At 72.0% G+C, this 22261-nt stretch carries 20 protein-coding genes; 13 read left to right on the top strand and 7 right to left on the bottom strand.

Going from position 1 to position 22261, the window contains the following annotated elements; translation table 11 throughout:
- Positions 1 to 302: 302 nt before the first annotated feature.
- The 4 genes from IE212_RS01440 to IE212_RS01425 all read left to right on the top strand — a co-directional run bounded on the left by IE212_RS01440 (position 303) and on the right by IE212_RS01425 (position 3736).
- A complete protein-coding gene (locus IE212_RS01440; RefSeq protein WP_190196151.1) occupies positions 303 to 1874 on the top strand; it encodes a beta-N-acetylhexosaminidase in 1572 nt (523 codons plus the stop codon).
- A gap of 156 nt (positions 1875 to 2030) precedes the next feature.
- Entirely contained in the window at positions 2031 to 2537 is a 507-nt protein-coding gene (locus IE212_RS01435; RefSeq protein ID WP_190195809.1) for a hypothetical protein, read from the top strand.
- A 108-nt stretch (positions 2538 to 2645) separates the two neighbouring features.
- A complete protein-coding gene (locus tag IE212_RS01430; protein ID WP_190195808.1) occupies positions 2646 to 3200 on the top strand; it encodes a hypothetical protein in 555 nt (184 codons plus the stop codon).
- A gap of 140 nt (positions 3201 to 3340) precedes the next feature.
- The gene (locus IE212_RS01425; RefSeq protein ID WP_190195807.1) at positions 3341 to 3736 is read left to right on the top strand and encodes a hypothetical protein; all 396 of its coding nucleotides are present in this window, start codon (positions 3341 to 3343) and stop codon (positions 3734 to 3736) included.
- A gap of 202 nt (positions 3737 to 3938) precedes the next feature.
- Here IE212_RS01425 and IE212_RS01420 read toward each other — a convergent pair whose 3' ends face one another.
- Complete coding sequence (locus IE212_RS01420; protein WP_190195806.1) at positions 3939 to 5141, bottom strand: N-acetylmuramoyl-L-alanine amidase; 1203 nt, start codon at positions 5139 to 5141, stop codon at positions 3939 to 3941.
- Positions 5142 to 5372: 231 nt separating this feature from the next.
- Between IE212_RS01420 and IE212_RS01415 the strand changes: the two genes are divergently transcribed.
- From IE212_RS01415 to IE212_RS01400, 4 genes are all read left to right on the top strand, one after another.
- Positions 5373 to 5990: an RNA polymerase sigma factor gene (locus IE212_RS01415; protein ID WP_190195805.1), complete on the top strand. Its 618-nt coding sequence runs from the start codon at positions 5373 to 5375 to the stop codon at positions 5988 to 5990.
- A gap of 136 nt (positions 5991 to 6126) precedes the next feature.
- Positions 6127 to 6870, top strand: coding sequence for a hypothetical protein (locus tag IE212_RS01410; RefSeq protein ID WP_190195804.1), 744 nt, complete (start codon positions 6127 to 6129; stop codon positions 6868 to 6870).
- Positions 6871 to 7222: 352 nt separating this feature from the next.
- On the top strand, positions 7223 to 7897 hold the full coding sequence (locus IE212_RS01405; RefSeq protein WP_190196150.1) for an RNA polymerase sigma factor: 675 nt from the start codon (positions 7223 to 7225) through the stop codon (positions 7895 to 7897).
- The gene (locus IE212_RS01400; RefSeq protein ID WP_190195803.1) at positions 7897 to 8961 is read left to right on the top strand and encodes a hypothetical protein; all 1065 of its coding nucleotides are present in this window, start codon (positions 7897 to 7899) and stop codon (positions 8959 to 8961) included. The genes IE212_RS01405 and IE212_RS01400 overlap by 1 nt, the downstream gene beginning before the upstream one ends.
- Positions 8962 to 9118: 157 nt before the next feature.
- Here the strand turns inward: IE212_RS01400 and IE212_RS01395 are convergent, their stop codons facing one another.
- Positions 9119 to 9928 carry a L,D-transpeptidase family protein gene (locus IE212_RS01395; RefSeq protein WP_190195802.1) on the bottom strand — a complete coding sequence of 270 codons (810 nt, stop codon included), beginning with the start codon at positions 9926 to 9928 and terminating at the stop codon, positions 9119 to 9121.
- 137 nt (positions 9929 to 10065) lie between these two features.
- Between IE212_RS01395 and IE212_RS01390 the strand changes: the two genes are divergently transcribed.
- On the top strand, positions 10066 to 11646 hold the full coding sequence (locus IE212_RS01390) for an acyl-CoA mutase large subunit family protein (RefSeq protein WP_190195801.1): 1581 nt from the start codon (positions 10066 to 10068) through the stop codon (positions 11644 to 11646).
- 26 nt (positions 11647 to 11672) lie between these two features.
- Here IE212_RS01390 and IE212_RS01385 read toward each other — a convergent pair whose 3' ends face one another.
- The gene (locus IE212_RS01385) at positions 11673 to 13100 is read right to left on the bottom strand and encodes an FAD-dependent oxidoreductase (RefSeq protein WP_190195800.1); all 1428 of its coding nucleotides are present in this window, start codon (positions 13098 to 13100) and stop codon (positions 11673 to 11675) included.
- 74 nt (positions 13101 to 13174) lie between these two features.
- Between IE212_RS01385 and IE212_RS01380 the strand changes: the two genes are divergently transcribed.
- Positions 13175 to 13825, top strand: a complete 651-nt coding sequence (locus IE212_RS01380; RefSeq protein WP_190195799.1) for a TetR/AcrR family transcriptional regulator C-terminal domain-containing protein — start codon at positions 13175 to 13177, stop codon at positions 13823 to 13825.
- Between the two features lie 10 nt (positions 13826 to 13835).
- On the opposite strand, the gene IE212_RS01375 is transcribed toward IE212_RS01380, so the two are convergent.
- The 4 genes from IE212_RS01375 to IE212_RS01360 all read right to left on the bottom strand — a co-directional run bounded on the left by IE212_RS01375 (position 13836) and on the right by IE212_RS01360 (position 18450).
- Entirely contained in the window at positions 13836 to 14750 is a 915-nt protein-coding gene (locus IE212_RS01375; RefSeq protein WP_190195798.1) for a class I SAM-dependent methyltransferase, read from the bottom strand.
- A gap of 64 nt (positions 14751 to 14814) precedes the next feature.
- Positions 14815 to 15969, bottom strand: a complete 1155-nt coding sequence (locus IE212_RS01370) for an acyltransferase family protein (RefSeq protein ID WP_190195797.1) — start codon at positions 15967 to 15969, stop codon at positions 14815 to 14817.
- A 163-nt stretch (positions 15970 to 16132) separates the two neighbouring features.
- Entirely contained in the window at positions 16133 to 17464 is a 1332-nt protein-coding gene (locus IE212_RS01365; protein WP_190195796.1) for an alpha-2,8-polysialyltransferase family protein, read from the bottom strand.
- The gene (locus tag IE212_RS01360) at positions 17464 to 18450 is read right to left on the bottom strand and encodes a glycosyltransferase family 2 protein (protein ID WP_190195795.1); all 987 of its coding nucleotides are present in this window, start codon (positions 18448 to 18450) and stop codon (positions 17464 to 17466) included. Before IE212_RS01360 ends, IE212_RS01365 begins: the two co-directional genes overlap by 1 nt.
- 198 nt (positions 18451 to 18648) lie before the next feature.
- Between IE212_RS01360 and IE212_RS01355 the strand changes: the two genes are divergently transcribed.
- From IE212_RS01355 to IE212_RS01345, 3 genes are read left to right on the top strand one after another with little or no spacing between them, the layout of a single operon-like run.
- Positions 18649 to 19995, top strand: coding sequence for a DUF6716 putative glycosyltransferase (locus IE212_RS01355; RefSeq protein ID WP_190195794.1), 1347 nt, complete (start codon positions 18649 to 18651; stop codon positions 19993 to 19995).
- Between the two features lie 32 nt (positions 19996 to 20027).
- On the top strand, positions 20028 to 21290 hold the full coding sequence (locus IE212_RS01350; protein WP_190195793.1) for an N-acylneuraminate cytidylyltransferase: 1263 nt from the start codon (positions 20028 to 20030) through the stop codon (positions 21288 to 21290).
- Positions 21291 to 21303: 13 nt separating this feature from the next.
- Complete coding sequence (locus tag IE212_RS01345; protein ID WP_190195792.1) at positions 21304 to 22242, top strand: N-acetylneuraminate synthase family protein; 939 nt, start codon at positions 21304 to 21306, stop codon at positions 22240 to 22242.
- Positions 22243 to 22261 lie beyond the last annotated feature (19 nt).

Genomic DNA, 22261 nt, shown 5'->3' with positions numbered 1-22261 from the left:
GCCGGGGAGGTCTGGGAGACGGTGCGCGGGCAGCGTGTGTCCTCGTGGGCGTCACGTGTGTCGGCAGGGCAATGTTGTGAGAGTTGTGACGTCACGCTATCGAGTACGACCATGACGTGTCCGACGGATGCCCGAATTTCACCCGGGCGAGAGAGTTTCGGAATGCGTGGTGGACGCGCGGGGTGGACGCGCGTGGTGCGCGCGCGCCGGGCCGCCGGGGGTTTTAGGTTGGCGGTGTGAGTCAGCACAGGCGCCGGACAGCGGCGAAGCAGGGGAAGCAGCGGCAGGTGCTGGTCGTGGTCATGGCCGTCGCCCTGGTCGTGGTGGCGGCCGGGGTGAGTCTCGGGCTCTGGATGGCCACGGGTGGCGACGGCGGGTCCGCGGCACCGGAGGCCAGATCCTCCCAGGGCCGTACCGCCGCCCCGACTCCGAGCCCGAGCCGCTCGTACGCCCTGTCCGAGGCGCCGCGGACGATCCCCGCCGTGCGTGACCACACCCCGGCACGCGGCCCGGGCTGGCAGCCCGAGGACGGCAACCGCGTGGTCGTGGACGATCCGGCGCTGGCCGACGAGGGGCGTCTGGTCGCCGGTGAGCTGGGGCTGACGTACGCCGGGGAGAAGAACGACGACCGGGCCGGGGACCTGCGGCTGACGCTCGGCGGCGACAAGAAGGCGAACCCGGAGTCGTACGTCATGACCGTGCGCGACGGGCGGGTGGAGATCAGCGGGTCCGCCGACGCGGGCGTCTTCTACGGCACCCGCACCCTCAAGCAGGAGGTGCACGACGGCGGCACGGCCCCCGAGGGCGTGGTGCGGGACGAACCTGCCAAGGCGCAGCGCGGGTTCATGCTGGACATCGCGCGCAAGAACTTCACGGCCGGCTGGATCGAGGACCGGGTCCGGGAACTGGGTGACCTGAAGTTCAACCAGCTCGGCCTGCACTTCTCCGACGACCAGGGGTTCCGGATCGAGTCCGACTCGCATCCGGAGATCGTGTCCCGGCAGCATCTGACCAAGGCGCAGGTGCGGAAGATCGTCGAACTCGCGGAGAGCCGGCACATCACCGTCGTGCCAGAGATCGACTCGCCCGGGCACCTCGGCGCGGTCCTCGACGCCCATCCCGACCTCCAGCTGCGCACCGCGCAGGGATCGGCGGTGCAGGGCGCCATCGACATCTCCAAGGCCGAGAGCGCGGAGATCGTCGACGACCTGCTGAACGAGTACGCGGGCCTCTTCCCCGGGCGGCCCTGGCACCTGGGCGGCGACGAGTACCAGGCGCTGGTCCGCTCCGACCCGGAGGCGTCCTTCCCGCAGCTGGCCGCCGCCGCCCGGGACAAGTACGGCTCCGGTGCCACCGTCGCCGACCTCACCACGGGCTGGCTGAACGACCGGGCCGCCACCGTCCGCGAGAACCAGCGCACACCGCGCGCGTGGAACGACGGCTTCTTCCGCGGCACGTCCGTGAAGGCCGGCAAGGACATCGAGGTCGCCTACTGGACCGGCAAGGAGATCGGCGCCCGCGAGCCGGCCGAGTACCTGAGCGCCGGCCGGAAGGTGATCAACTACAACGACGAGTTCCTGTACTACGTGCTCGGCGAGCCGCAGACCTTCGTCTATCCGACCGGGCAGCGGATCTACGAGCAGTGGACACCACGGGTGCTGCGCGGCACCGCGGCCGTGCCGGAGCGCTACGACGGCCAGATCCTCGGCGGGTCCTTCGCCGTCTGGTGCGACCTCGCGAACTCCCAGACGGAGGACCAGGTGGCGGCCGGTATCCGGATGCCGCTGCGGGCGACCGTGCAGAAACTGTGGGACCCCGGCGAGCCCCAGCTGTCCTGGACGGAGTTCCGGGCCCTGGCGAACAGGCTCGACTAGCCCGCCAGTCGCCAGTCGCGAGCCCGCCAGCCCGCCGGCCCGCCAGCCCGCCGGCCCGCCAGTCTGCCCGGATTGCCCCATCCGGCTGCGAACTCCCCTGAGGCTGTGGTGGTCTTCTGACGCGAGCCGCATCGGATAAGCCGGGGGGACCGGGACATGGGCTACTGGGGATACTTCGTCGTGGGCCGGGCGGAACGGCCGCTGGCGGAGCTGGACGCGCTGGCGGGGGCCGCGGCCGGGATGACGAAGCGCGCTTCGGCGCCGGGCGGGTGGCAGGTCTGGGAGTACCCGAGCAGCGACGGCGACATCGGCACCATGAACGCCCTCGCCCGGGAGACCCGGGCGCCCGCGCTCTTCGGCTACGTCATGAACAGCGAGTGCGTGGCGCTGGAGGCCTCGGCGCCGGAGAGCGGGGCCTGGACGACCTGCCTCGGGCGGGCCGCGATGGCCGGGCACCTGGGGGCCGGCCGGGAGGGCCTGACGCTGGAGGACTACTTCCTGGAACCCCGTGACGCCGCCGAGCACGCCGTCCGCTGGGCAGCCGAAGCCGGCCACGAGGTGAACGCCGGGGTGCTGGTCGACATACTCGCTTCAGACCCTGATCCCCTGGCCGAAAATCTCTTCTTCCGCTTGCTCGACAGACTGGGCGTGGTGCCCCTGTGACACTCCGGGGCCGTTGCACGCAGTTAGGGGAAGTGCGGGTTCCGTGAGGGGTGAGGGCCGGTAGCGGCCTGACAGGGCCCCGGAGGCGGCCCGCGGAGGGAGGCGTGGATGAGCCTGGTGGAGTTGATCGCACAGGCCGACGAGCGCGGGCTGGCCGCGAGCGGGCTGGCTTGTTTGGATCGGTGCGTGCCCCTGCTGGGCGGCGACGACGAGATCCTGCGGCCGCTGTGGGCGAGCCTCACCGACGGTGCCGGCGCCGGCGAATGGGGTGAGCGGCTGGAGCAGACGCGGGCGAAGCTCGACGCGGCCGGCGCCGAGGACGAGGCGGTCGTGCTCGCCCACCGGATGCTGGAGGCCGCTCCCGTCGAACGGTCCGCCGCAGAGGTACGGGTCTGGGCCGACGCATGCTCCGTCGCCTCGCTCCAGATCCACCGGCTCCTCGACACCATCGAGGACGACGCCTCGTCCGTCGACGCCCGCCGTGAGGGCCGTACGGAGGGCATGTCGCCACTGGTGGCCGCCGAACTGCGCCGGCAGATCGTCGTCCTCGAGGTCCTGGCCGGACACGGACAGGCCGGGCTGCGGCGTGCGCTGGAGGTGTCGGTCGAGGGCCGCCGGGTGCTCCGCGCGGTCGTCTCCCGCCGGACGCGGCAGCAGGGCTGAGGGGAGCGGACCCGGGGAGCACTCCCTTCCTGGGAAGTCCTGTGACTGTCGTGAGGTCGCGTTGGGGTGGTCCTGCGCCGCTTCGGGGAAGGCGCCCGGTTCCGGGTGACGAAACGCTTCTCCCCGGCGCTTTCCCGGATGTGACGACTCAGCAGGAGACCAGGCCCTCGGCTGCGGTGAAGCCGCTGCGGTGGGCGGCGGACGCGGTGGCGACGATGCGCGAGGGAGCCCGGCTGCACCTCGACTACTCGGCGCAGAGTCTGTGGAGCATCGACCGGATGATCGAGGAGATACGGCGGGAAGGGGCCCCGGCCGCCGCCGTGCAGGAGGTGCTGCGCGGGTTCGGGGCCTATGCCGGTGAGGTGATGGCACGCCAGACCGGGGCCGAGTGGTGGGCCACCGGCGGCGACCACTGGATCCGCACCCCCGACGGCCGCCTCTGGGACCCGATCGACGAGGCCCGTCGCTGCTACGCCGGCCACGGCTCGCTGCGGCTGCTGTGCCGGGACGCCACCAGCGGCACGCCCCGGTCCTAGTGCCGCGGCAGGCAACGTTCGGCCCCGTCGCGACGCCCGGCACGTTCCCCCAAGCTCTCGGCTCCGCTCGAGCAGGGGTACCCCCTCGCCGCAACGGCCGAAAGCCCAAGTACATCCAGTACGAGGACTTCCGGCCGGCACGCCGAGCACGCACCGGACGCCGCTCCCTGGCGGGCAAACGTCACCTGCCGAGGGACTGGCGTCAGCGCCCGAACATGCCCTCGAACCCGGACTCGACCGACGCGGGCAGCCCCTCGGCCCCGGGCCCTGCCGATTCCGGGACCGGCTCGGCGAGCGTGCCCGCGTTCGCCGCGAGGGTGCGGATCTCCGGCAGACCGTCGTAGAGGTTCTTCCCGGGGCACTCGGTCGGGTAGCCGTCGCGGTGTCCCGAGATGCGGTGCAGGGTGACCTTCTGGCCCGCCGTGTACTTGCCGTTGTCCGCGCCGGACGTCAGTACCACCGTCCCGGTCGGGTCGATGCCGTACAGGCCGAGCTTCCACGCCGCGACCTTGGCGATCGACGCGCGCACGGCGGAGTTCACCGTCGTCTTGCCGTAGTCGCCGAGTACCGAGACGCTGCTGGTCGCGGTGTTGAAGCCGTAGGTGTGGGCGCCGAGGACGGGCTTGTCGATGCCGCCCGCCCGGCCCTCGAAGACGGTGCCGCACTTGTCGACCAGGAAGTGGTAGCCGATGTCGTTCCAGCCGTTGCTGCGCACGTGGTACAGGAACACGCCGCGCACGACCGACGCCGACTCGGAGCAGGTGTAGTCGTTGGTGCCCGCCGTGTGGTGGACGAACATCGCCTTGGTGGCGCCGGTGTAGGTGGGCGGGTCCTTCACCAGGGACTCGTCGGCGCCCCAGGCGGAGCGCGACGTCACCGGGGGGCGGGGTGCGGCCAGGGGCGCTCCGGCGGCCGGGCGGACGGCGTCCGGCTCGACGGCCGTGGTGTGCACGGTGTCCTGCCCGCCGTCGGGGTCGACCAGTTCGACGCGCAGCCCCTCGGGCAGCCTCGAACCCGAGACACGTACCTGGATGCCGTCCGAGGGCCCGGTCCACAGCGGCTGGGTGCTGCCGCGCACCCCGGTGCGGTCGCGGTCGGGGCCCGACTCGGGCGTACGCACGTCGTTGTCCAGCGCGCGCCACGGGCTCCACGCGCCGCTCTCCCGGGAGCGGGTGCGCACGTGCGCGGTGCCATCCAGGGCGGCGTCCGGATCGTCCCAGGTGACACCGATCATGCTGAACGGCTCGGTGGTACGCGGGGCGAGGGAACGGTCGTACGGACCGCCGTCCGGCACCCGGAGGGTGTGCACACCGTCCGAGGAGGAGGCCCGGGCGGGCTGGGTCAGGCCGAGGGCGCCGAAGGCCAGGGCGGTGGCGACGGCGGTGCGCAGGAGCGGGGACGGCATACGGCGCTCGCCTTTCGTCGGGCGGTGGTGTCGCGTGCAGGGCTCCCCGGTGCGCAGCTCGGCACAAACCTCTCCGGGCCCGCGCTACCGAGGACGGCGGCTCGGGATGACCCGAACGGTGGCGGGCACCGGGCGGCTGACGCGCTGTGACACTTCCGCGCGGACCGGCGCTGATGAGCGTGGGGGGCGTCGCGAAGGAGGGCGCGCACTCGGTACGGACGAGGACGGTATTTGGGTCAGGGAGCGGAGCCCCGGCGCGTGCGGGCGCACGACGGAGAGCTGGGTGCGGCGGTCGCGCGGGCGCAGCAGGGCGACGAGGCGGCCTTCGCGGTGGCCTACCGACTCGTGCAGCCCGGCCTGCTCGGCTATCTGCGCGGGCTCGTCGGGGACGACGCGGAGGACGTGGCGTCCGACGCCTGGCTGGAGATCGCCCGGGACCTCGGGCGGTTCAAGGGCGACGGGGCCGGTTTCCGCGGCTGGACGGCGACCATCGCCCGGCACCGGGCGCTGGACCATCTGCGCCGCCAGCGGGTACGGCCCCGGTCGTCCGCGACGGAACAGGACGTCCTGGAACTGCCCGGGCCGCAGAGCACGCACGACCAGGCGCTGGAGGCCATCTCGACCGAGTACGCCCTGGAGCTGGTCCGCGGGCTGCCGCGCGACCAGGCCGAGGCCGTGCTGCTGCGCGTCGTGGTCGGCCTGGACGGCCCCGCCGCCGCGCGCGTCCTGGGCAAGCGGCCGGGCGCGGTGCGTACGGCCGCGTACCGGGGGCTGAAACGTCTCGCCGGGCGGCTGGGAGCGGAGAGTGTGACGGAAGAGGCTCCCCGGACGCTGGGTGAGTCGACGTGAACATTGTTCAGCTTCGCTGGCCGGACCGGCGGGGCCACGCGGACCTGACGCATTGAACGGGTCCGACGAGCAGGACGTACTGGTGGGGCCGGACGGGCCATGCGGGCGAGCGGATCGAGCAGGGACGGAAACGGACATGGGTGAGCGGCAGAGCGAGGGCGGGCTTGCCGGCCATGGTCCCCGTCATGCCCTTCTTGATTCCGAGGTCGAGGCGCTCATCGTCGCCTCCCTCGTCCGGGACGGTGTCGACGCCGAGGCCGAGCGGCGGGCCGTGGCCGCGTTCCGCATCGCCCGGGGCGCCGGGGCGCGGACGGCGCGCACCCGCCGTCGTGACGACTGGCGCCCCCGGGAGGGCCGGCACCTGGGGCGGTCGCTGAGGACGACGCTCGGCGTGCTGCTCGCGAGCCTCACGCTGGGCGGTGTCGCCGTGGCGGCGATCGGTGTGGCGGGATCCTCGGACGGTCCGGACCACGGCCCGCACGACGGCCCCGGCCACCCGCCCGTCTCGAGCAGCGCCCCGCGCGACCCGGCCCGTACCCCGTCCCGCGACGGCGACGCCGGCCACGGCACCGGCTCGGCACCGGCCCGTCCCGACCGCCCGGCCCCCGCCCGGGACACCGAGGCCCACTGCCGCGCCTACCAACAGGCCGATGGCCGCGGCAGGGCCACGGACGCGACGGCCTGGCGGCGTCTCGTCGACGCCGCGGGCGGTGAGAGCAAGGTCACTGAGTACTGCGCCAGGCAACTGGCGCCTGCGGCGCCCGAGCCGAAGCCGAACAGGAGTCACGGTTCCGCGGACATGGGGTCCGCCGAGGGCAACGGCACGGGCACGGGCCACGACAAGGACACGCCCGCTCGGCCCAACGGCCGCTCCCGGTAAGGGATCCGGCGAACCCGGCGACACCGCCGTGGCGACGGCCGGGGCCGCCACCCCCCACAGGAGAGGCCCCGGCCGTCGCGCGGCACGGGCCGCGCGGCGACCCGTACTTCCTACAGCGCTCGGTGTGCGCTTTGTGTCACACCCCACCGTCTCACGGCATGGTTCCGTCCCCAGCGGACATGGACGGCGAGTGGTTTCAGGTCGTAACGTGCCATTCGCGCCGACAGCGGAGGCGGCAAGACCACCGCAACCACCTGCGGGCTTGTAAAACCGCAACCACCAATTGAGCAACCACGACGGCGAGAACCCGGTCCGCGAGAGCGGCGCCGGTTTAGGCGCAGAAGGGCGCGCGGTGCTGGGGGACGACGCGGAGCTGACCACCGCGGTGCGTGCGGCACAGGACGGAGACGAGAACGCGTTCCGGACTGTGTACCGCACCGTGCACCCGAGGCTGCTCGGGTACGTGCGGACGCTGGTCGGCGACCCCGATGCCGAGGACGTGACATCCGAGGCGTGGCTTCAGATAGCCCGTGACCTGGAGCGGTTCACCGGCGACGCGGACCGCTTCCGCGGCTGGGCCGCCCGTATCGCCCGCAACCGGGCGCTGGACCACATACGGATGCGCGGGCGCCGGCCCGCGATCGGTGGTGACGAGACCGAACTGACGAGCAGGGCCGCCGAGTCCGACACGGCGGGCGAGGCCATCGAGGCGCTCGCCACCGACGGCGCCTTCTCCCTCATCTCCCGGCTGCCGCAGGACCAGGCCGAGGCGGTCGTGCTGCGGGTGGTCGTGGGGCTCGACGCGAAGACCGCCGCCGAGACTCTCGGCAAGCGACCGGGCGCCGTCCGGACCGCGGCCCACCGGGGCCTGAAGCGGCTCGCGGAGCTCCTCGGCGGCGACCCGGAGGCCGATCCGGAATCGGCCGGGGTGCTTGATGCGCTGCCACCCCCGCGCGGACCGCGCGGTGGTGCCATGACCTCCGCACGTGTGACGCAGGGCGTCGCGCGGACGCAGAAGGATGTGTGATGGCCGACGAGCAGTACAGGTGGCTGGACCGCGAAACGGCGGAGCGCTTGCTGAGCGGAGAGCCACTCGAAGCTGTCGACGGTGCCGCCGGGGACCGGGCCGAACGGCTCGCAAGGACACTCGGCGCGCTGTCCGCGCCACCCCCGCTGACCAGCGAGGAACTCCCCGGTGAGGCCGCCGCGCTGGCCGCCTTCCGCAAGGCGCGCGCCGAACGTCCCGACGCCGGGGCGGCCCGTACGGGCGCCGGCGGGCACAGCGGCGACACGGTCGCCGACGCCGGCCTGGTCCGGATCGGAACGCCGCGCGGCAGCGGCTCCGGCGATGTCCGGCGGCCTCGCCGGGCCCGCCCCGCGCGCCTCGCGCTGGCCGCCGTCCTGGCCGTGGGCATGGTCGGTGGCGTCGCCGTCGCGGCCGGAACCGGAGTCCTGAGAGCGCCGTTCGGCGGTGATGAGCCCCACCCCCCGGGCGCCTCCGTCTCGGCCGCTGTCACTCCCCCCGAGCGCCCGCTGGTGTCTCCTTCGCCGGGCGCCGGCGGGCAGGGCGGTTCCGGGCCCGGCGCCTCGCCGGGCGACGCCTCGACGGGTGACGCCCGTGACCCAGGACGGACCGAGGCCCACGACGACACGGCGCCGCAGCCCGGCTCCGGTGACGAGAACGGCGGTCCCGGTGACGGCCGCCGGAAGCTCGCCTCCGCCTGCCGCGACCTGCGCGACGGCAAGCGGCTGACCGCCGACCGCCGGCACGCCCTGCGCGACGCGGCGGACGGCACCCGGGTGTGGAGGTACTGCAAGGGCCTCCTGGCCGGCGCCGACGGCCGCTCCGCGCAGCGGCACGACGAGGACGCGGGCCAGGGCGAGCGCGAGGGCGGAGCCCGCAAGCACGACAGGAAGCGGGACGACGCCGAGCGGAAGGCAAAGGAGTGGACCGAGCGGAAGGCCGAGGAGCGGTCCGAGCGGCACCGCGACGACGATGACGACGCGGGCCGCACCCGGTCGACGCGGTCCCTGTTCCCCCTCCGACCTGCGGTTTCGTACTCCGCGGAAATCTCCTCGCCGAGGGTGTGACGTTTTCGGGCGCCCCGGCGCAGTAATGAGTGAGCCGACTGGTCATCGGCCGTCGCACTGAGCCGGGGTTCCCCCCGTACCTACGGCTCGTGCACCTGGCGCGGGCGGGACACGTTCCCCCGGTCCCGCCCGCGCCCCAACTCCTCACGTCTCTCCCTCAGCGGGACACGACGACCTTGTCGCCGTTGCGGACCTGCGCGTACAGCTCCGCGATCGCCTGCTCGTCCCGTACGTTGACGCAGCCGTGCGAGCCGCCGGCGTAGCCCCGGGCCGCGAAGTCCCGGGAGTAGTGCACGGCCTGGCCGCCGCTGAAGAACATGGCGTAGGGCATGGGCGAGTCGTAGAGCGTGGACACGTGGTCGCGTGACTTCCAGTAGACGGAGAAGACACCCTCGCGGGTCGGTGTGCCCCGTGAACCGAAGCGCACCGCCATCGTCGACACGGTCCGCCCGTCGACCATCCAGCGCAGTGTCCGGCTGGTCTTGTCGATGCACAGCACCCGGCCGGCCCGGCACCGCGCGTCCGGCGGGTCCGCCGGCTGGCCGCCCATCAGGTACAGCTCCCACCGGCCGGGTTCGTGCGTCATCCCCCGCAGCCGCTGCCAGGTGACGGTGTCGGTCCGCCCGGTGCGCGGCAGTCCGCGTTTGCCCTGGAAGCCGCTGACCGCCCGCTCCGTCGCCTCGTCGTACGTCCCGGTCGGCCCGTCGAAGAGCCAGGCGACCTGCCGCAGCCGGGCCTGGAGCTCGCGGACGTCCCGGCCGGTGTCACCGGGGGACCACAGCACGCGGGCGGGCGCGGGAGCGGTGCCCGGCCTGTCGTCGCCGGTGGGGCTGCGCAGGGGCGACGGTGTACTGTCCGGCAGCTCGATGCGCACCGGTGAGCGGTGCCCTTCTTCCCCGGGGGCCTGCACGGTACAGCCGGTCAGGGCGGCCAGCACGGCCAGTCCCGCTGCGATCGCTCTCCCCATGCCCGTGGTACGCACACGGCCCCCCGTCGTCTCACGGTGTACCCGGATGCCACCTGAGATGTTCCCCGGGCGTGACCCGGCGCGAACCTGGGGGCAAGGTGGTGAGCGAGGCACTGCTCTGCGGGAGGCATCACACCATGACGCGTGAGTCGGAGTCCGGACTGCCCATCGCGCCGGTCTACGGGCCGGAGGACCTCCAGGGCTGGGACCCCGCGGAAAAGCTCGGGGAGCCAGGGGCGTACCCGTTCACCCGCGGCGTGTACCCGAACATGTACACGGGTCGTCCGTGGACGATGCGCCAGTACGCGGGTTTCGGCACGGCGGCGGAGTCCAACGCCCGCTACCGCCGGCTGATCGCCCACGGCACGACGGGCCTGTCCGTCGCCTTCGACCTGCCCACCCAGATGGGCCACGACTCCGACGCGCCGATCGCGCACGGCGAGGTCGGCAAGGTGGGCGTGGCGATCGACTCGATCGACGACATGCGGGTGCTGTTCGGCGGGATCCCGCTGGACCAGGTGTCCACCTCGATGACGATCAACGCCCCGGCCGCGCTGCTGCTGCTCCTGTACCAGCTGGTGGCGGAGGAACAGGGGATCGAGGCGGACCGGCTCACCGGCACGATCCAGAACGACGTGCTGAAGGAGTACATCGCCCGGGGCACCTACATCTTCCCGCCCAAGCCCTCGCTGCGTCTGACCGCCGACATCTTCAGGTACTGCAAGGCCGAGATGCCGCGCTGGAACACGATCTCGATCTCCGGGTACCACATGGCCGAGGCGGGCGCGTCCCCGGCGCAGGAGATCGCCTTCACCCTCGCCGACGGCGTCGAGTACGTGCGCACGGCGGTCGCGGCCGGCATGGACGTCGACGACTTCGCGCCGCGGCTGTCGTTCTTCTTCGTGGCCCGTACGACGATCCTGGAGGAGGTCGCCAAGTTCCGTGCGGCGCGCCGTCTCTGGGCCCGGGTGATGCGCGAGGAGTTCGGCGCGAAGAACCCCAAGTCGCTGATGCTGCGCTTCCACACGCAGACGGCCGGCGTGCAGCTGACCGCCCAGCAGCCCGAGGTCAACCTGGTCCGGGTCGCCGTCCAGGGCCTCGCGGCGGTCCTCGGCGGCACCCAGTCCCTGCACACCAACTCCTTCGACGAAGCGATCGCCCTGCCCACCGACAAGTCCGCCCGCCTGGCCCTGCGCACGCAGCAGGTCCTGGCCCACGAGACGGATGTGACGGCCACGGTGGACCCGTTCGCCGGGTCGTACGTCGTCGAGAGGATGACCGACGACATCGAGGCCGCGGCCGTGGAGCTGATGGCCAAGGTCGAGGAGCTGGGCGGCGCGGTGGCCGCCATCGAGCGGGGTTTCCAGAAGAGCGAGATCGAGCGCAACGCCTACCGCATCGCCCAGGAGACCGACTCCGGCGAGCGGGTCGTGGTCGGCGTCAACCGCTTCCAGCTGGACGAGGAGGAGCCGTACGAGCCGCTGAGCGTCGACCCGGCCATCGAGGCCCGGCAGGCCGAACGCCTGGCCGAGCTGCGCGCCGAGCGCGACCAGCCGGCCGTGGACGCGGCTCTGGCGGCCGTGCGCAAGGCCGCCGAAGGCGATGACAACGTCCTGTACCCGATGAAGGAGGCGCTGCGGGCCCGGGCGACGGTGGGGGAGGTGTGCGGCGCGCTGCGGGAGGTCTGGGGGGCGCACGTGCCGTCGGACGCCTTCTGATCCCGGCCGCCACTCCGAACGAGTGATCAGGGCGGAAGCGGCGTACCCCGGTCATGCTCCAGCCCGAACCGGGCCAGGTAGTCCTTCAGCCCGGCCGCCCGGTCGCCGGCCCACCCCACGTAACCGTCCGGCCGTACGAGGAACACACCGCTGCCGTACGACTTCTGCGCCTCCCCGTGCACCACCCGCACCGCCCCCGGCACTGCGGGCGCCGCCACGCCCACCGCCACCACCGTCCAGTGTGGCCCCCGGAAGGCGTCAAACAGCCGTACGCCGCCCACCACCCCGTCCGGGGCCCGGTCCCCGGCCCGTACCGCACCCGGCGCCTCTCGCGTCTCGGCCGTCAGGCTGGACTTCCGGTACCCCAGCCCCAGTTGACGCGTTGCCTCGCCACGCCGCACTTCCCCGCGGTGCACGTTCGCCGACAACTCCAGCATGTCCTGTGCGATGGGCCGCCGCTCCTCCTCATAGGTGTCCAGCAGAGCCTCGGTCGCGCCGTCGCGCAGCACCGCGCCCAGCTTCCAGCCCAGGTTGTAGGCGTCCTGGACGCTGGTGTTGAGGCCCTGGCCGCCGGCCGGGGAGTGCACATGCGCCGCGTCGCCGGCGAGGAAGACGCGCCCGGACCGGAAGCGGTCCGCCAGGGCGGCCCGGGGGCGGAAATCCGAGGCCCAGCGCAGTTCGGTCACGGCCTCCGGCGCGAGGTGCGAGCGCGCGGCGACGACCTTCCGCACGCCCTCCAGGGACAGGTCCGGGGCCGTCCCGTCCGTGAACCGCGCCACCAGCTGGAAGTCCTCCGTGCCGGTCAGCGGGCAGACGGCGAGAAAGCCGCCGTCGGCGCCACCCGGCGGAAAGATGTGCCAGTTGTCCCGGTCCAGACCGCTGATCCGGACGTCCGCCACGAGGGTCGGATACGGGTCGAGGGCCTCGCCGTTCATGCCGATGCCGAGCAGCCGGCGCACCGTCGAGCGGCCGCCGTCCGCCGCCACGGCGTACCGGGCGGAGACGGCCTCGCCCGAGGCGAACCGGGCGCGAACCCCGTCCGAGTCCTGCGTCAGGCCGACGACCTCCCTGCCGAAGGCCACCGACCCGCCCAGCTCCTCCAGCCGTGCCAGCAGGATCTCCTGCGTACGCCACTGCGGCACCATCCACGGCTCCGCGTAGGGCGAGTCCTCGCTCGCCTCGGCCGGGTCGAACATCCGGTGTTCGCCCGTGCGCCTGCCGTCCTGCCAGATCATTCCGACCGGGTAGGCGCCGCCGGCCGCGCGGATCGCGCCGAGCACGCCCAGGTCGTCGAAGACCTCCATGGTGCGTGGCTGGATGCCCTTGCCGCGCGACCCGGGGAACAACGCCTCCGCCCGCTCCACCACCATCGCGGCCACCCCGCGCCGGGCGAGGTCGATGCCGAGCGCCAGACCGGTCGGACCCGCGCCCACCACCAGCACGTCCGTGTCCATGAGCCACCCCGTCCTTAACGTCGTTAAGTTCCTGCGCTCACGAGGTTGGCTTTAACGGTGTTAAGTTGTCAAGCGTGAGTACGGGACGACGTGAGCCCCTGGACCGCCGACGGGTCGCGGACACCGCGCTGCGGCTGCTGAACGAGGGGGGCCTGGACGGACTGACCCTGCGCGCCATCGCCCGGGAACTGGACGTGAAGGCGCCCGCCCTCTACTGGCACTTCAAGGACAAGCAGGCGCTGCTGGACGAGATGGCGACCGAGATGTACCGCCGGATGGTCGAAGGGACACCCCTCGATCCCGCCGACACCTGGCGGGAACGGCTGCTGAGATCCAACCGGGGGCTGCGTGCCGCCCTGCTGCGTTACCGGGACGGCGCGAAGGTGTTCAGTGGGTCCCGCTTCACCGGCATCGAGCACGCCGGGCCGATGGAGGACAACCTGCGCCTGTTCACGGCCGCCGGCTTCACGCTCCCGCAGGCGGCCCGCGCACTCACCACGGCCTACCTCTACACGCTGGGCTTCGTCACCGAGGAGCAGGGCGTGCATCCCCTGCCGGGCGAGCGCCGCGAGGGCTACGACATGGACGAACGCGCCCGCCTGATGGCCGACTTCCCGCTGTCGGCCCAGGCGGGCGCGGAGATCTTCGAGGATTACGAGCAGCACTTCGAGGAGGGGCTGGCCCTCGTCGTCGAGGGGATCGGGGCGCGCTACGGGGTCTCATGACACCCCGGTGTCAGGAGCGCTTGGCGCGGGCCCGCCGTACGGCCCGTGTGACCACGGGCGGCAGCAGGTCCTTGGCGAGCCGGCGGGCCCGGGACGGGGCCGGCCGGGCCGGGCGGGCCGCGCGGGGCTCGGTGACGCGGGCGGCCGGGACGCTCGCCGGCGGCACGTAATGCCGGGAGGTCGGGAAGGGCGGCGGCTTCATGCCCCTGGACCGGGCGCGGACCAGCCGGTGTCCCGCCGCCTCCTGCACGCTCAGACCGCAGTCCGGGCGCTGCCTGAGCATGTCGAGCAGCTCCTCCTGGACCGGCCCGGGGTCGCCCCAGGTGCCGTACAGCTTCTGCGTGCTGAGGCAGATCGGACGCAGCCCCCGGTTGAGGACGGCCTCCCAGGCGGCGACCGAGACGCCCGGCGTGTGCTCGGAGCGGAAGTCGTCGAGGACGACGATGCCGTCCGGCAGCAGGATGTCGTGGGCCGCGCCGATGTCGCCGTGCACGTGCTCGTACAGGTGCGAGGCGTCGATGTGGACGAAGCGGCAGGTGTCCGGGGCCACCTTCTCGGGCACCACGGAGCTCGGGGCCGCGAGCACCGTCGGCAGGGTGTCGTGGAAGGAGAGGTAGTTCCGCTCGAAGGCCTGCCGGGTGAGTGTGGCGTAGGACTTCGTGGACTCCGCCCGGTTGGCCTCGTCGGGGGCGTCGCCCTCGAACAGGTCGCAGACCGTGAACCGCTCGCCGTCCTGGAGGTGATGGCCGAGGAGGATCGCGCTCTTGCCCATGTAGACGCCGAGTTCCAGCAGGTCACCGCGCATGCCCTGGGCCTTCTGCCGCTCCAGGAACCAGGTGAACAGTATCTGGTCCAGCGGCGGGAACCAGCCCGGTACGTCCGCGAGTTCGCCGGGGTGCTTGTCGGTCGCTTGTGCGTTGGTCATGAGGCGAGCCTTCTCCCTCAGCGTTGCCGGAACCGACGGTTGGTTGAACGCCGCGTGAACACCCTCAGCGGGCTTTCGTCAGCACCGCCCGCAGCCGTGGCGTCAGCGGCTTCTCCACATAGTGGTTCAGCAGCCACGCCAGCAGCAGCATCGCGGCCGCGGTCAGGGCGAATGTCACCCCGGATGGCAGGTGCAGACCGCGGTGCAGGGCGTGGATCACCACCCAGCCGAGGTGCTCGTGGACGAGGTAGAACGGGTACGTCAGCGCTCCGGCCACCGTCAGCCAGCGCCAGTTCGCCCGGCGCAGCCAGCCCAGCGCGATGGCCGCGACCGCCACGAAACCGAAGGTCACGACGGCCATGATGCCGAGCGAGGAGCGGTACGAGAAGCCGTCCGCGCCGGGCGCGTGCCACAGGCTCTGCACCGCGTAGTGCTGACCGATCAGCCAGCTCACGGCGACGATGCCCCAGGCGTAGGCGTCCCGCCGGTCCTGGTGGACGAGGTAGAGGCCGACGCCGCCGATGAAGAACGGGGCGTACTCGGGCATCACGACGATGTCGAGCAGCGGCATGTGCGCGTTCTCGGTGATCACCGCCGCCAGCATCCAGACCGCGCAGAACATGATCACTCGGCGGCGGTTCGCCCCGGGGAGCACGACGCACAGCGCGAACAACGCGTAGAAGCGGACCTCCGCCCACAGCGTCCAGCAGACCCCGAGCACCCGGTCCACGCCCAGCGGCATCTGCAGCATGGTCAGGTTGACCAGCGCGTCGCTCGGCGACACCGCCTGGTACGTCACCACCGGCAGGGCGAACACCGCCGTCACGAGCAGGACCGCCACCCAGTAGGCGGGCAGCAGCCGGGAGGCGCGGGAGGCGAAGAACGACTTCAGCGGCCGGCCCCAGCCGCTCATGCAGATCACGAACCCGCTGATCACGAAGAAGACCTGGACGCCGAGGCAGCCGTAGGCGAAGAACTCGTGCAGGGTCGGGAACTGCTCCTTGGGCGAGGTGCCCCAGGCCTCGCCCACCTCCCCGTCACGACCGCCGTAGTGGTACGCCGCCACCATCAGCGCCGCAACCAGCCGCAGCCCGTCCAGGGCCCGCAACCGGCCGCCGGAGCCGCTCCGGCGGCGCGGGACGGCCGTGGCGCCCGGGGGTTCGACCAGCACGGCGACACCGGACTGGGGCTTACGGGTGCTGACGACCGTCTCGGTCACGCTGAAAACCTCTGTAGCTCGTCTGTCCTTCGTCCCTCACCTGAGCCGCCGGTGGGCGGGCAGGGCGCCGGGAGTCACCCTAGGACGAAGATTGACGCTAAAACGTTCGACAGAGGCAGGGTTCGCCTTACGGTCTCCCCGGGTTCATCTGAATGACACCGGCTCAGCGCCGTACCGCCTTGCGCAGTGCCCGCGCCCGGCGCACCACCCTGCGGGCCGTGGAATTACGGGGCAGGAACGCCAGCCGCTGCGGAATTCCGCCGGGAAGTCCGAGCGCGGTGAGACGGCGCTTCTTGAAATAGCGCCTGGTGCGCGGACCGAGATACCGGGAAAGGAACCGCTCCGCCCGCGGACGCAAGTCCGGATAGATCTGCGGCTGCATCGTGAATCCGACGGCGGTGACCAGGTCAGGCAGCTGATCGGCCGGCAGGACGTCGCCGTCCTCGCCGTCCTCCAGACCGGGCAGCAGCGCGTCCGCCAGGGTGGTGGGGATCCGGTTGCTGTTCTGGTAGGGCGTCAGCCGCTCCAGCAGCAGCCCGGTGCCGATGCGGGCGACCGGCAGGCCGTAGAGCGCCGAGGCGGTGAACAGGGCGGTCGAGAAACAGCCGATGACCAGGGCCGGCCGGGCCCGGTCGAACAGCACCTCGGCGAGTACGGGCGTGTCCAGCACGGTGAGGTCGACGCCGAGCTTCTCGGCCTCCGACTCCAGGGCACGGCTGTAGCGGGCCGGTGCGGTGGGGTGCGGCTTGAAGACGACCGTGCGGTGGCCGCGGGCGGCGGCGCCCCGCATCATCCGCACGTGCAGGTCCTCTTCCTCCTCCGGGGAGAGGATGTTCAGCGCCGACAGGTACTGGCCGAGCAGCAGCGCCGCGTCGCCGGGCAGGCCGGGCAGCTCGGGGACGGTCTCGGTGACCTCGCCCAGCACCTTCAGGAAGGCGGGCGTAGGCACCAGGTGCGCCGGCACGTCGAACTCGGTCAGCAGCATCGGCGTGAGCCCCGGCACCAGGTCCAGATGCAGCAGGCGCCGCACGCGCGTGCCGACCAGCGGGTCGAGCTTGTTGCGGGTGGGGCCGTAGCTCATCAGCCCGTCGGCGTAGACGTCGACGGGCGCGTCGGTGAACAGCTGGGCCACCGTGAGCGCGGGCGCGACCTGGATGGACTCCAGGACCAGGCTCACCCGGTCGTCGCCGAGGCCCCACAGCATCCTCAGGTACCGCTCGAAAAGCGGGATGTCGTCGGAGCGCGGTGTCCAGGCCCCGGGGTGGAAGGGGCGGATGGCCTCGTTCCAGGACAGCACCTCGTCGAAGTGCTCGCGCAGCGGAGCGAAGCCCGGCATCTCGTCGAGGGCCGGGGTGGTCTCCGGGTTCGCCGAGTTGTTGAACACCAGCAGCACCCGGCGGTCCGGTTCCTCGAAGAGGTCGGAGTCGATCGCGGCGGCCAGGGTGGCGACGCCGTACAGCGTCGATGCGCAGAAGATCTGTGTGGTCCCGGGCATCAGGCGGCCGCTCCCGTCGTGGTCACCCGGCGCCGCAGCCGCCGCAGCTTGGCCGAGCGGTCCATGTCCATGGCCTCCAGTGCGTCACTGAGCACGTCCTGCGGCATGCGCCTGATGGCCGCCGCGCTCATCGACCGCAGCTGCCTGGCCACGGCCGGTTCGAACCTGTCCTCGTTGGAAAGATGGTGAGCGATGATCGCGCAGTACGTGCGCACCGCCTTGGGCAGCAGCCGGTCCGCCTCGCGGTCCGCGGCCGTCTCCTCGATCACCTGGTCGAAGGCGCGGATGAAGTCGAGCTGGCGGACATCGCCGATCTGGGTCAGGGACGAGGCCACCCCGCGCCGGTAGAACACGCCCAGCAGGCTCACCACGGCGAACGACTCCGCCTCGCGGTGCAGCTTCCAGATCCACGGCCGGTCCTCGGCCGTGCGCAGACCGTCGGTGAAGTGCAGCACGCCCTTCTCCAGCAGGCGCCGGTGGTAGGCGCCGGCCCAGGCGTACGCGTAGTCGACGGAGGTCGAGCGGTGGGAGGGCAGGATGGCGTCCCGCGGGCTGAACGCCTCCCAGCGCCTGCCGATCGGGACCCGGCTCACGGAACGGGCCCGGGCGGTCGCCTGCACATGGTCGGTGCGGACGAAGTCGCAGCCCAGCTCGTCCATGGCGGACACCAGTTCGGTGAGATAGCCGGGGGCCAGCCAGTCGTCGCCGTCCAGGAACGTCAGGTACTCGCCCTGCGCCGCGTCCAGGCCGGTGTTGCGGGCCGTGGCCAGCCCGCCGTTCTGCTCGTGGCGGATGTAGCGCACGCGCGCGACATCCGAGAGGTCCTCGGCGGCCCGTTCGAGGATGGCCGGGGTTTCGTCCTTCGAATGGTCGTCGACCAGGATGAACTCGAAATCCCGGTCGGCGTTCAGCGACAGGCTTCTGAGGGTGTCCGGGGCGTATTGCTGCACGTTGTAGAAGGGCACGATCACGGAAAGCTTAGGCACCCGCAAAACATTAGGAGCCCGTCCGGCAGTGGAACTTTCCGGTGAACATACACTGGGTGAACTCAATGTGTCAGAACGGTGCACCGCGTGTACTTCCCGCCTTCCGGCAGGCCAGTTCGGCTCTCAGTGGGGTGTTGTTAACTTTTCGTTGAGTCGCGGTTCCGCCATACCTAGGAATTGCTTCCTAGCGTCTTCGATGTGCCAGCAAGTACACCGAAGCGCCCGCGCATCGCGGTCCTCGCCGACTCCGACACCCGATGGAAATGGGGTGCGCTCACCGCGCGCCGCATCGCCCCTGGGCCGTCCATGGAAACCGGACCGCGCGAGGACGCGCAAGTAGGCCCCGTCCTCGACGGCTTCCTGCTGCGCGGCCGGGCCACGCCCACCCCGCGCCAGCTGGAAGAGGTGGGCGTGCGTGCCGACTCGCTGCGGGAGGTCACCGCCGTCGAGTTCCTGCGCACCATGGCCGAGGAGTCGTACGACCTCCTGGTCCTCTCCCTCGTGGGCGGCGGTGTGCAGGCGATGCTGCACGGCCTGAAGCGGGTCTGGGAGAACCGGGCTTCGCGTCCCGTGGTGGTCACCGGCTACGTCGGTGTCGTCTACGAGAAGCTCACCGACGGCCTGCTGCTGCGGCACGGCGCGGACCTCGTCCTCGCCAACTCCCGCCAGGACGCGAACCGTTTCCGGGCCGTCTACGAAGGGGTCGGCGCCGACGCCTCGTCGGTGACCGAGGTGGCCCTGCCGTTCCTCGGCGGCGCGGCCTACGAAGGTGAACACGACCCCTACACGGTCGTGTTCGCCGCCCAGCCCTCCGTGCCGGACAGCCGCAGGGACCGTACGTACCTGCTGAACCGGCTGGTCCAGCACGCCCGCAGGCACCCCGAACGCGAGGTGCTGCTGAAGCTGCGTTCCAAGCCGGGCGAACACACCACCCACATCGAGGAACTGCCGTACCAGAAGCTGGCGCAGCGCCTCGATCCGCCGGCCAACTTCCGTCTGGTGTACGGCAACATGGGCGAGGTCCTCGACCGCACCGACCTGCTGGTCACGGTCAGTTCCACGGCCGCCCTGGAGTCGCTGCACCGCCGCATCCCGACCGTCGTACTCACCGACCTCGGCATCCGTGAGGCCCTCGGCAACCACCACTTCGTCGGCTCCGGCTGTCTCGCCTCCTGGGACCAGCTCGACGCCGGACACCGGCCGGTCCCAAACCAGGAGTGGGTGGCCCGGCAGGGCGTCGTCGCGGACGGCTCCTACGAGTCCGCCTTCGACACGGCACGCGAGCGCATCGCCAAGCTGCTCGACCGGCCCGGCGGCCTGCCGCCGCTGACCCCGTACTACACCCCTGTCACCGCGCCCGGCTACCTGCCCGGCATCCTCGCCCGCCACCACCTCGGCCCGGACGGCACCCCGCTGCCCGGCGCGCCCGCCGCCGACAGGGAGCCCGGACCGGTCCGGCAGATCGTGCGCCGGGCGGCGCGCGGCGCATACCGGCACGGCGTGCAGCGCGTGGCGCCCGTCATCCGGCGGATGGGCGAGCTGTGAGCCGCCCGATCCCACGTCAAGGAGCAGAAACCATGTCCAACCCGGAAGCGGGCCACAGCACTTCGGTGCGCCGCGTCCTCGCGGTGATCCCCGCGCGCGGCGGCTCCAAGGGCGTGCCGGCGAAGAACCTCCTGCCGGTCGGCGGTGTGCCGCTGGTGGCCCGCGCGGTACGCGAGTGCCTCGCCTCCCGGCTGGTCACCGACGTCGTCGTCTCCACCGACGACCAGGCCATCGCCGCCGCCGCCCGCGAGGCCGGCGCGGAGATCGTGCTGCGTCCCGCCGCGATCGCCGGGGACACGGCGACCTCCGAGGCCGCGGTGCTGCACGCCATGGACGCCCATGAGGCCCTGCACGGGGCGCGGGTGGACGTGGTGCTGCTGGTGCAGTGCACCAGCCCGTTCATCATCCGCGAGGACGTGGACGGCGTCGTGGAGGCGATCGCCGAGAACGGCGCCGACACCGCGCTGACCGTGGCCCCGTTCCACGGCTTCGTGTGGCGCGACGCTGAGTACGCCGAGGACACGATCACGTCCGGCAGCGACGCGGCCACCGGCGGCGGCTACGGCGTCAACCACGACAAGTCCTTCCGCCCGCGCCGCCAGGACCGCCCCCAGGACTTCCTGGAGACCGGCGCCGTCTACGGCATGGACGCGATCGGCTTCCGCGAGCACCAGCACCGCTTCTTCGGCCGCACGGAGCTCGTGCGCACCGACCCCGCCCGGGTTCTGGAGATCGACGATCCCCACGACCTGGCCCGCGCCCGGGCCCTCGCTCCGCTCTTCGACGCGGCCCGGCCCGGCGCCCTCCCGACCGCCGACGACATCGACGCGGTCGTCCTCGACTTCGACGGCACCCAGACCGACGACCGGGTGCTCGTCGACTCCGACGGACGGGAGTTCGTCTCCGTGCACCGCGGGGACGGACTCGGCATCGCGGCGCTCCGCAGGAGCGGCCTTCAGATGCTGATCCTGTCCACGGAACAGAACCCTGTGGTCGCCGCCCGCGCCCGGAAGCTCAAGCTCCCGGTGCTGCACGGCATCGACCGCAAGGACCTCGCGCTGAAGCAGTGGTGCGAGGAGCAGGGCATCGCGCCGGAGCGCGTGCTCTACGTCGGCAACGACGTCAATGACCTCCCGTGCTTCGCCCTCGTCGGCTGGCCCGTGGCGGTCGCGAGCGCCCACGACGTCGTGCGCGGCGCCGCACGCGCGGTCACCACCGTCCCCGGTGGCGACGGCGCGATCCGAGAGATCGCCAGCTGGATCCTCGGCCCCTCTCTCGATTCCCTCACCAAGTAAGGACATCTCTGCCATGAGCACCAACTCCCGTATCCGCCGGTTCGGTTCGCGCGAGGTCGGCCCGGGCCGTCCGGTCTACGTCTGCGGTGAGATCGGCATCAACCACAACGGCGAACTCGAGAACGCCTTCAAGCTGATCGACGCCGCCGCCGAGGCCGGCTGCGACGCCGTCAAGTTCCAGAAGCGCACCCCGGAGATCTGCACCCCGCGCGACCAGTGGGACATCGAGCGGGACACCCCCTGGGGCCGGATGACCTACATCGACTACCGCCACCGCGTCGAGTTCGGCGAGGACGAGTACCGCGCCATCGACGACTACTGCAAGTCGAAGAACATCGACTGGTTCGCCTCCCCGTGGGACACCGAGGCCGTCGCCTTCCTGGAGAAGTTCGACGTCCCCGCCCACAAGGTCGCCTCCGCCTCCCTCACCGACGACGAGCTGCTGCGCGCCCTGCGCGCCACCGGCCGCGCGGTCATCCTCTCCACCGGCATGTCGACGCCGAAGCAGATCCGCCACGCGGTCGAGGTCCTCGGCTCCGACAACATCCTGATGTGCCACGCCACGTCGACCTACCCGGCGAAGGCCGAGGAGCTCAACCTCCGGGTGATCAACACGCTGGAGAAGGAGTACCCGAACGTCCCGATCGGCTACTCCGGCCACGAGACCGGCCTGCAGACCACCCTCGCCGCGGTCGCCCTGGGCGCCACCTTCGTCGAGCGCCACATCACCCTCGACCGCGCCATGTGGGGCTCGGACCAGGCCGCCTCCGTGGAGCCGCAGGGCCTCACCCGCCTCGTCCGTGACATCCGCACCATCGAGGCCTCCCTCGGTGACGGCGTGAAGAAGGTCTACGAGTCCGAGCTGGCCCCGATGAAGAAGCTGCGCCGCGTCGCCGGTGTGGTCGCCGAGGCGGAGATCGCCGACGCGGCGGGCGAGCCGGTCGGCGTCTGAGCGCACAACTCCCCACACC

Origin of the sequence: Streptomyces djakartensis (genome assembly GCF_014651075.1) — a bacterium.
In the GTDB taxonomy this organism is placed as follows: Bacteria; Actinomycetota; Actinomycetes; order Streptomycetales; family Streptomycetaceae; genus Streptomyces; species Streptomyces djakartensis.
Note: the sequence above shows the minus strand (reverse complement) of the source record. Positions and strands in the feature narration are given on the sequence as shown.

Bases quoted from the DNA above. Each gene is read 5' to 3' on its own strand.
- IE212_RS01420 (WP_190195806.1), bottom strand. From the start codon at position 5,141: ATGCCGTCCCCGCTCCTGCGCACCGCCGTCGCCACCGCCCTGGCCTTC.
- IE212_RS01385 (WP_190195800.1), bottom strand. From the start codon at position 13,100: ATGGACACGGACGTGCTGGTGGTGGGCGCGGGTCCGACCGGTCTGGCG.
- IE212_RS01375 (WP_190195798.1), bottom strand. From the start codon at position 14,750: ATGACCAACGCACAAGCGACCGACAAGCACCCCGGCGAACTCGCGGAC.
- IE212_RS01440 (WP_190196151.1), top strand. From the start codon at position 303: ATGGCCGTCGCCCTGGTCGTGGTGGCGGCCGGGGTGAGTCTCGGGCTC.
- IE212_RS01395 (WP_190195802.1), bottom strand. From the start codon at position 9,928: ATGGGGAGAGCGATCGCAGCGGGACTGGCCGTGCTGGCCGCCCTGACC.
- IE212_RS01365 (WP_190195796.1), bottom strand. From the start codon at position 17,464: ATGCCCGGGACCACACAGATCTTCTGCGCATCGACGCTGTACGGCGTC.
- IE212_RS01400 (WP_190195803.1), top strand. From the start codon at position 7,897: ATGGCCGACGAGCAGTACAGGTGGCTGGACCGCGAAACGGCGGAGCGC.
- IE212_RS01410 (WP_190195804.1), top strand. From the start codon at position 6,127: ATGGGTGAGCGGCAGAGCGAGGGCGGGCTTGCCGGCCATGGTCCCCGT.
- IE212_RS01390 (WP_190195801.1), top strand. From the start codon at position 10,066: ATGACGCGTGAGTCGGAGTCCGGACTGCCCATCGCGCCGGTCTACGGG.
- IE212_RS01430 (WP_190195808.1), top strand. From the start codon at position 2,646: ATGAGCCTGGTGGAGTTGATCGCACAGGCCGACGAGCGCGGGCTGGCC.
- IE212_RS01435 (WP_190195809.1), top strand. From the start codon at position 2,031: ATGGGCTACTGGGGATACTTCGTCGTGGGCCGGGCGGAACGGCCGCTG.
- IE212_RS01350 (WP_190195793.1), top strand. From the start codon at position 20,028: ATGTCCAACCCGGAAGCGGGCCACAGCACTTCGGTGCGCCGCGTCCTC.
- IE212_RS01345 (WP_190195792.1), top strand. From the start codon at position 21,304: ATGAGCACCAACTCCCGTATCCGCCGGTTCGGTTCGCGCGAGGTCGGC.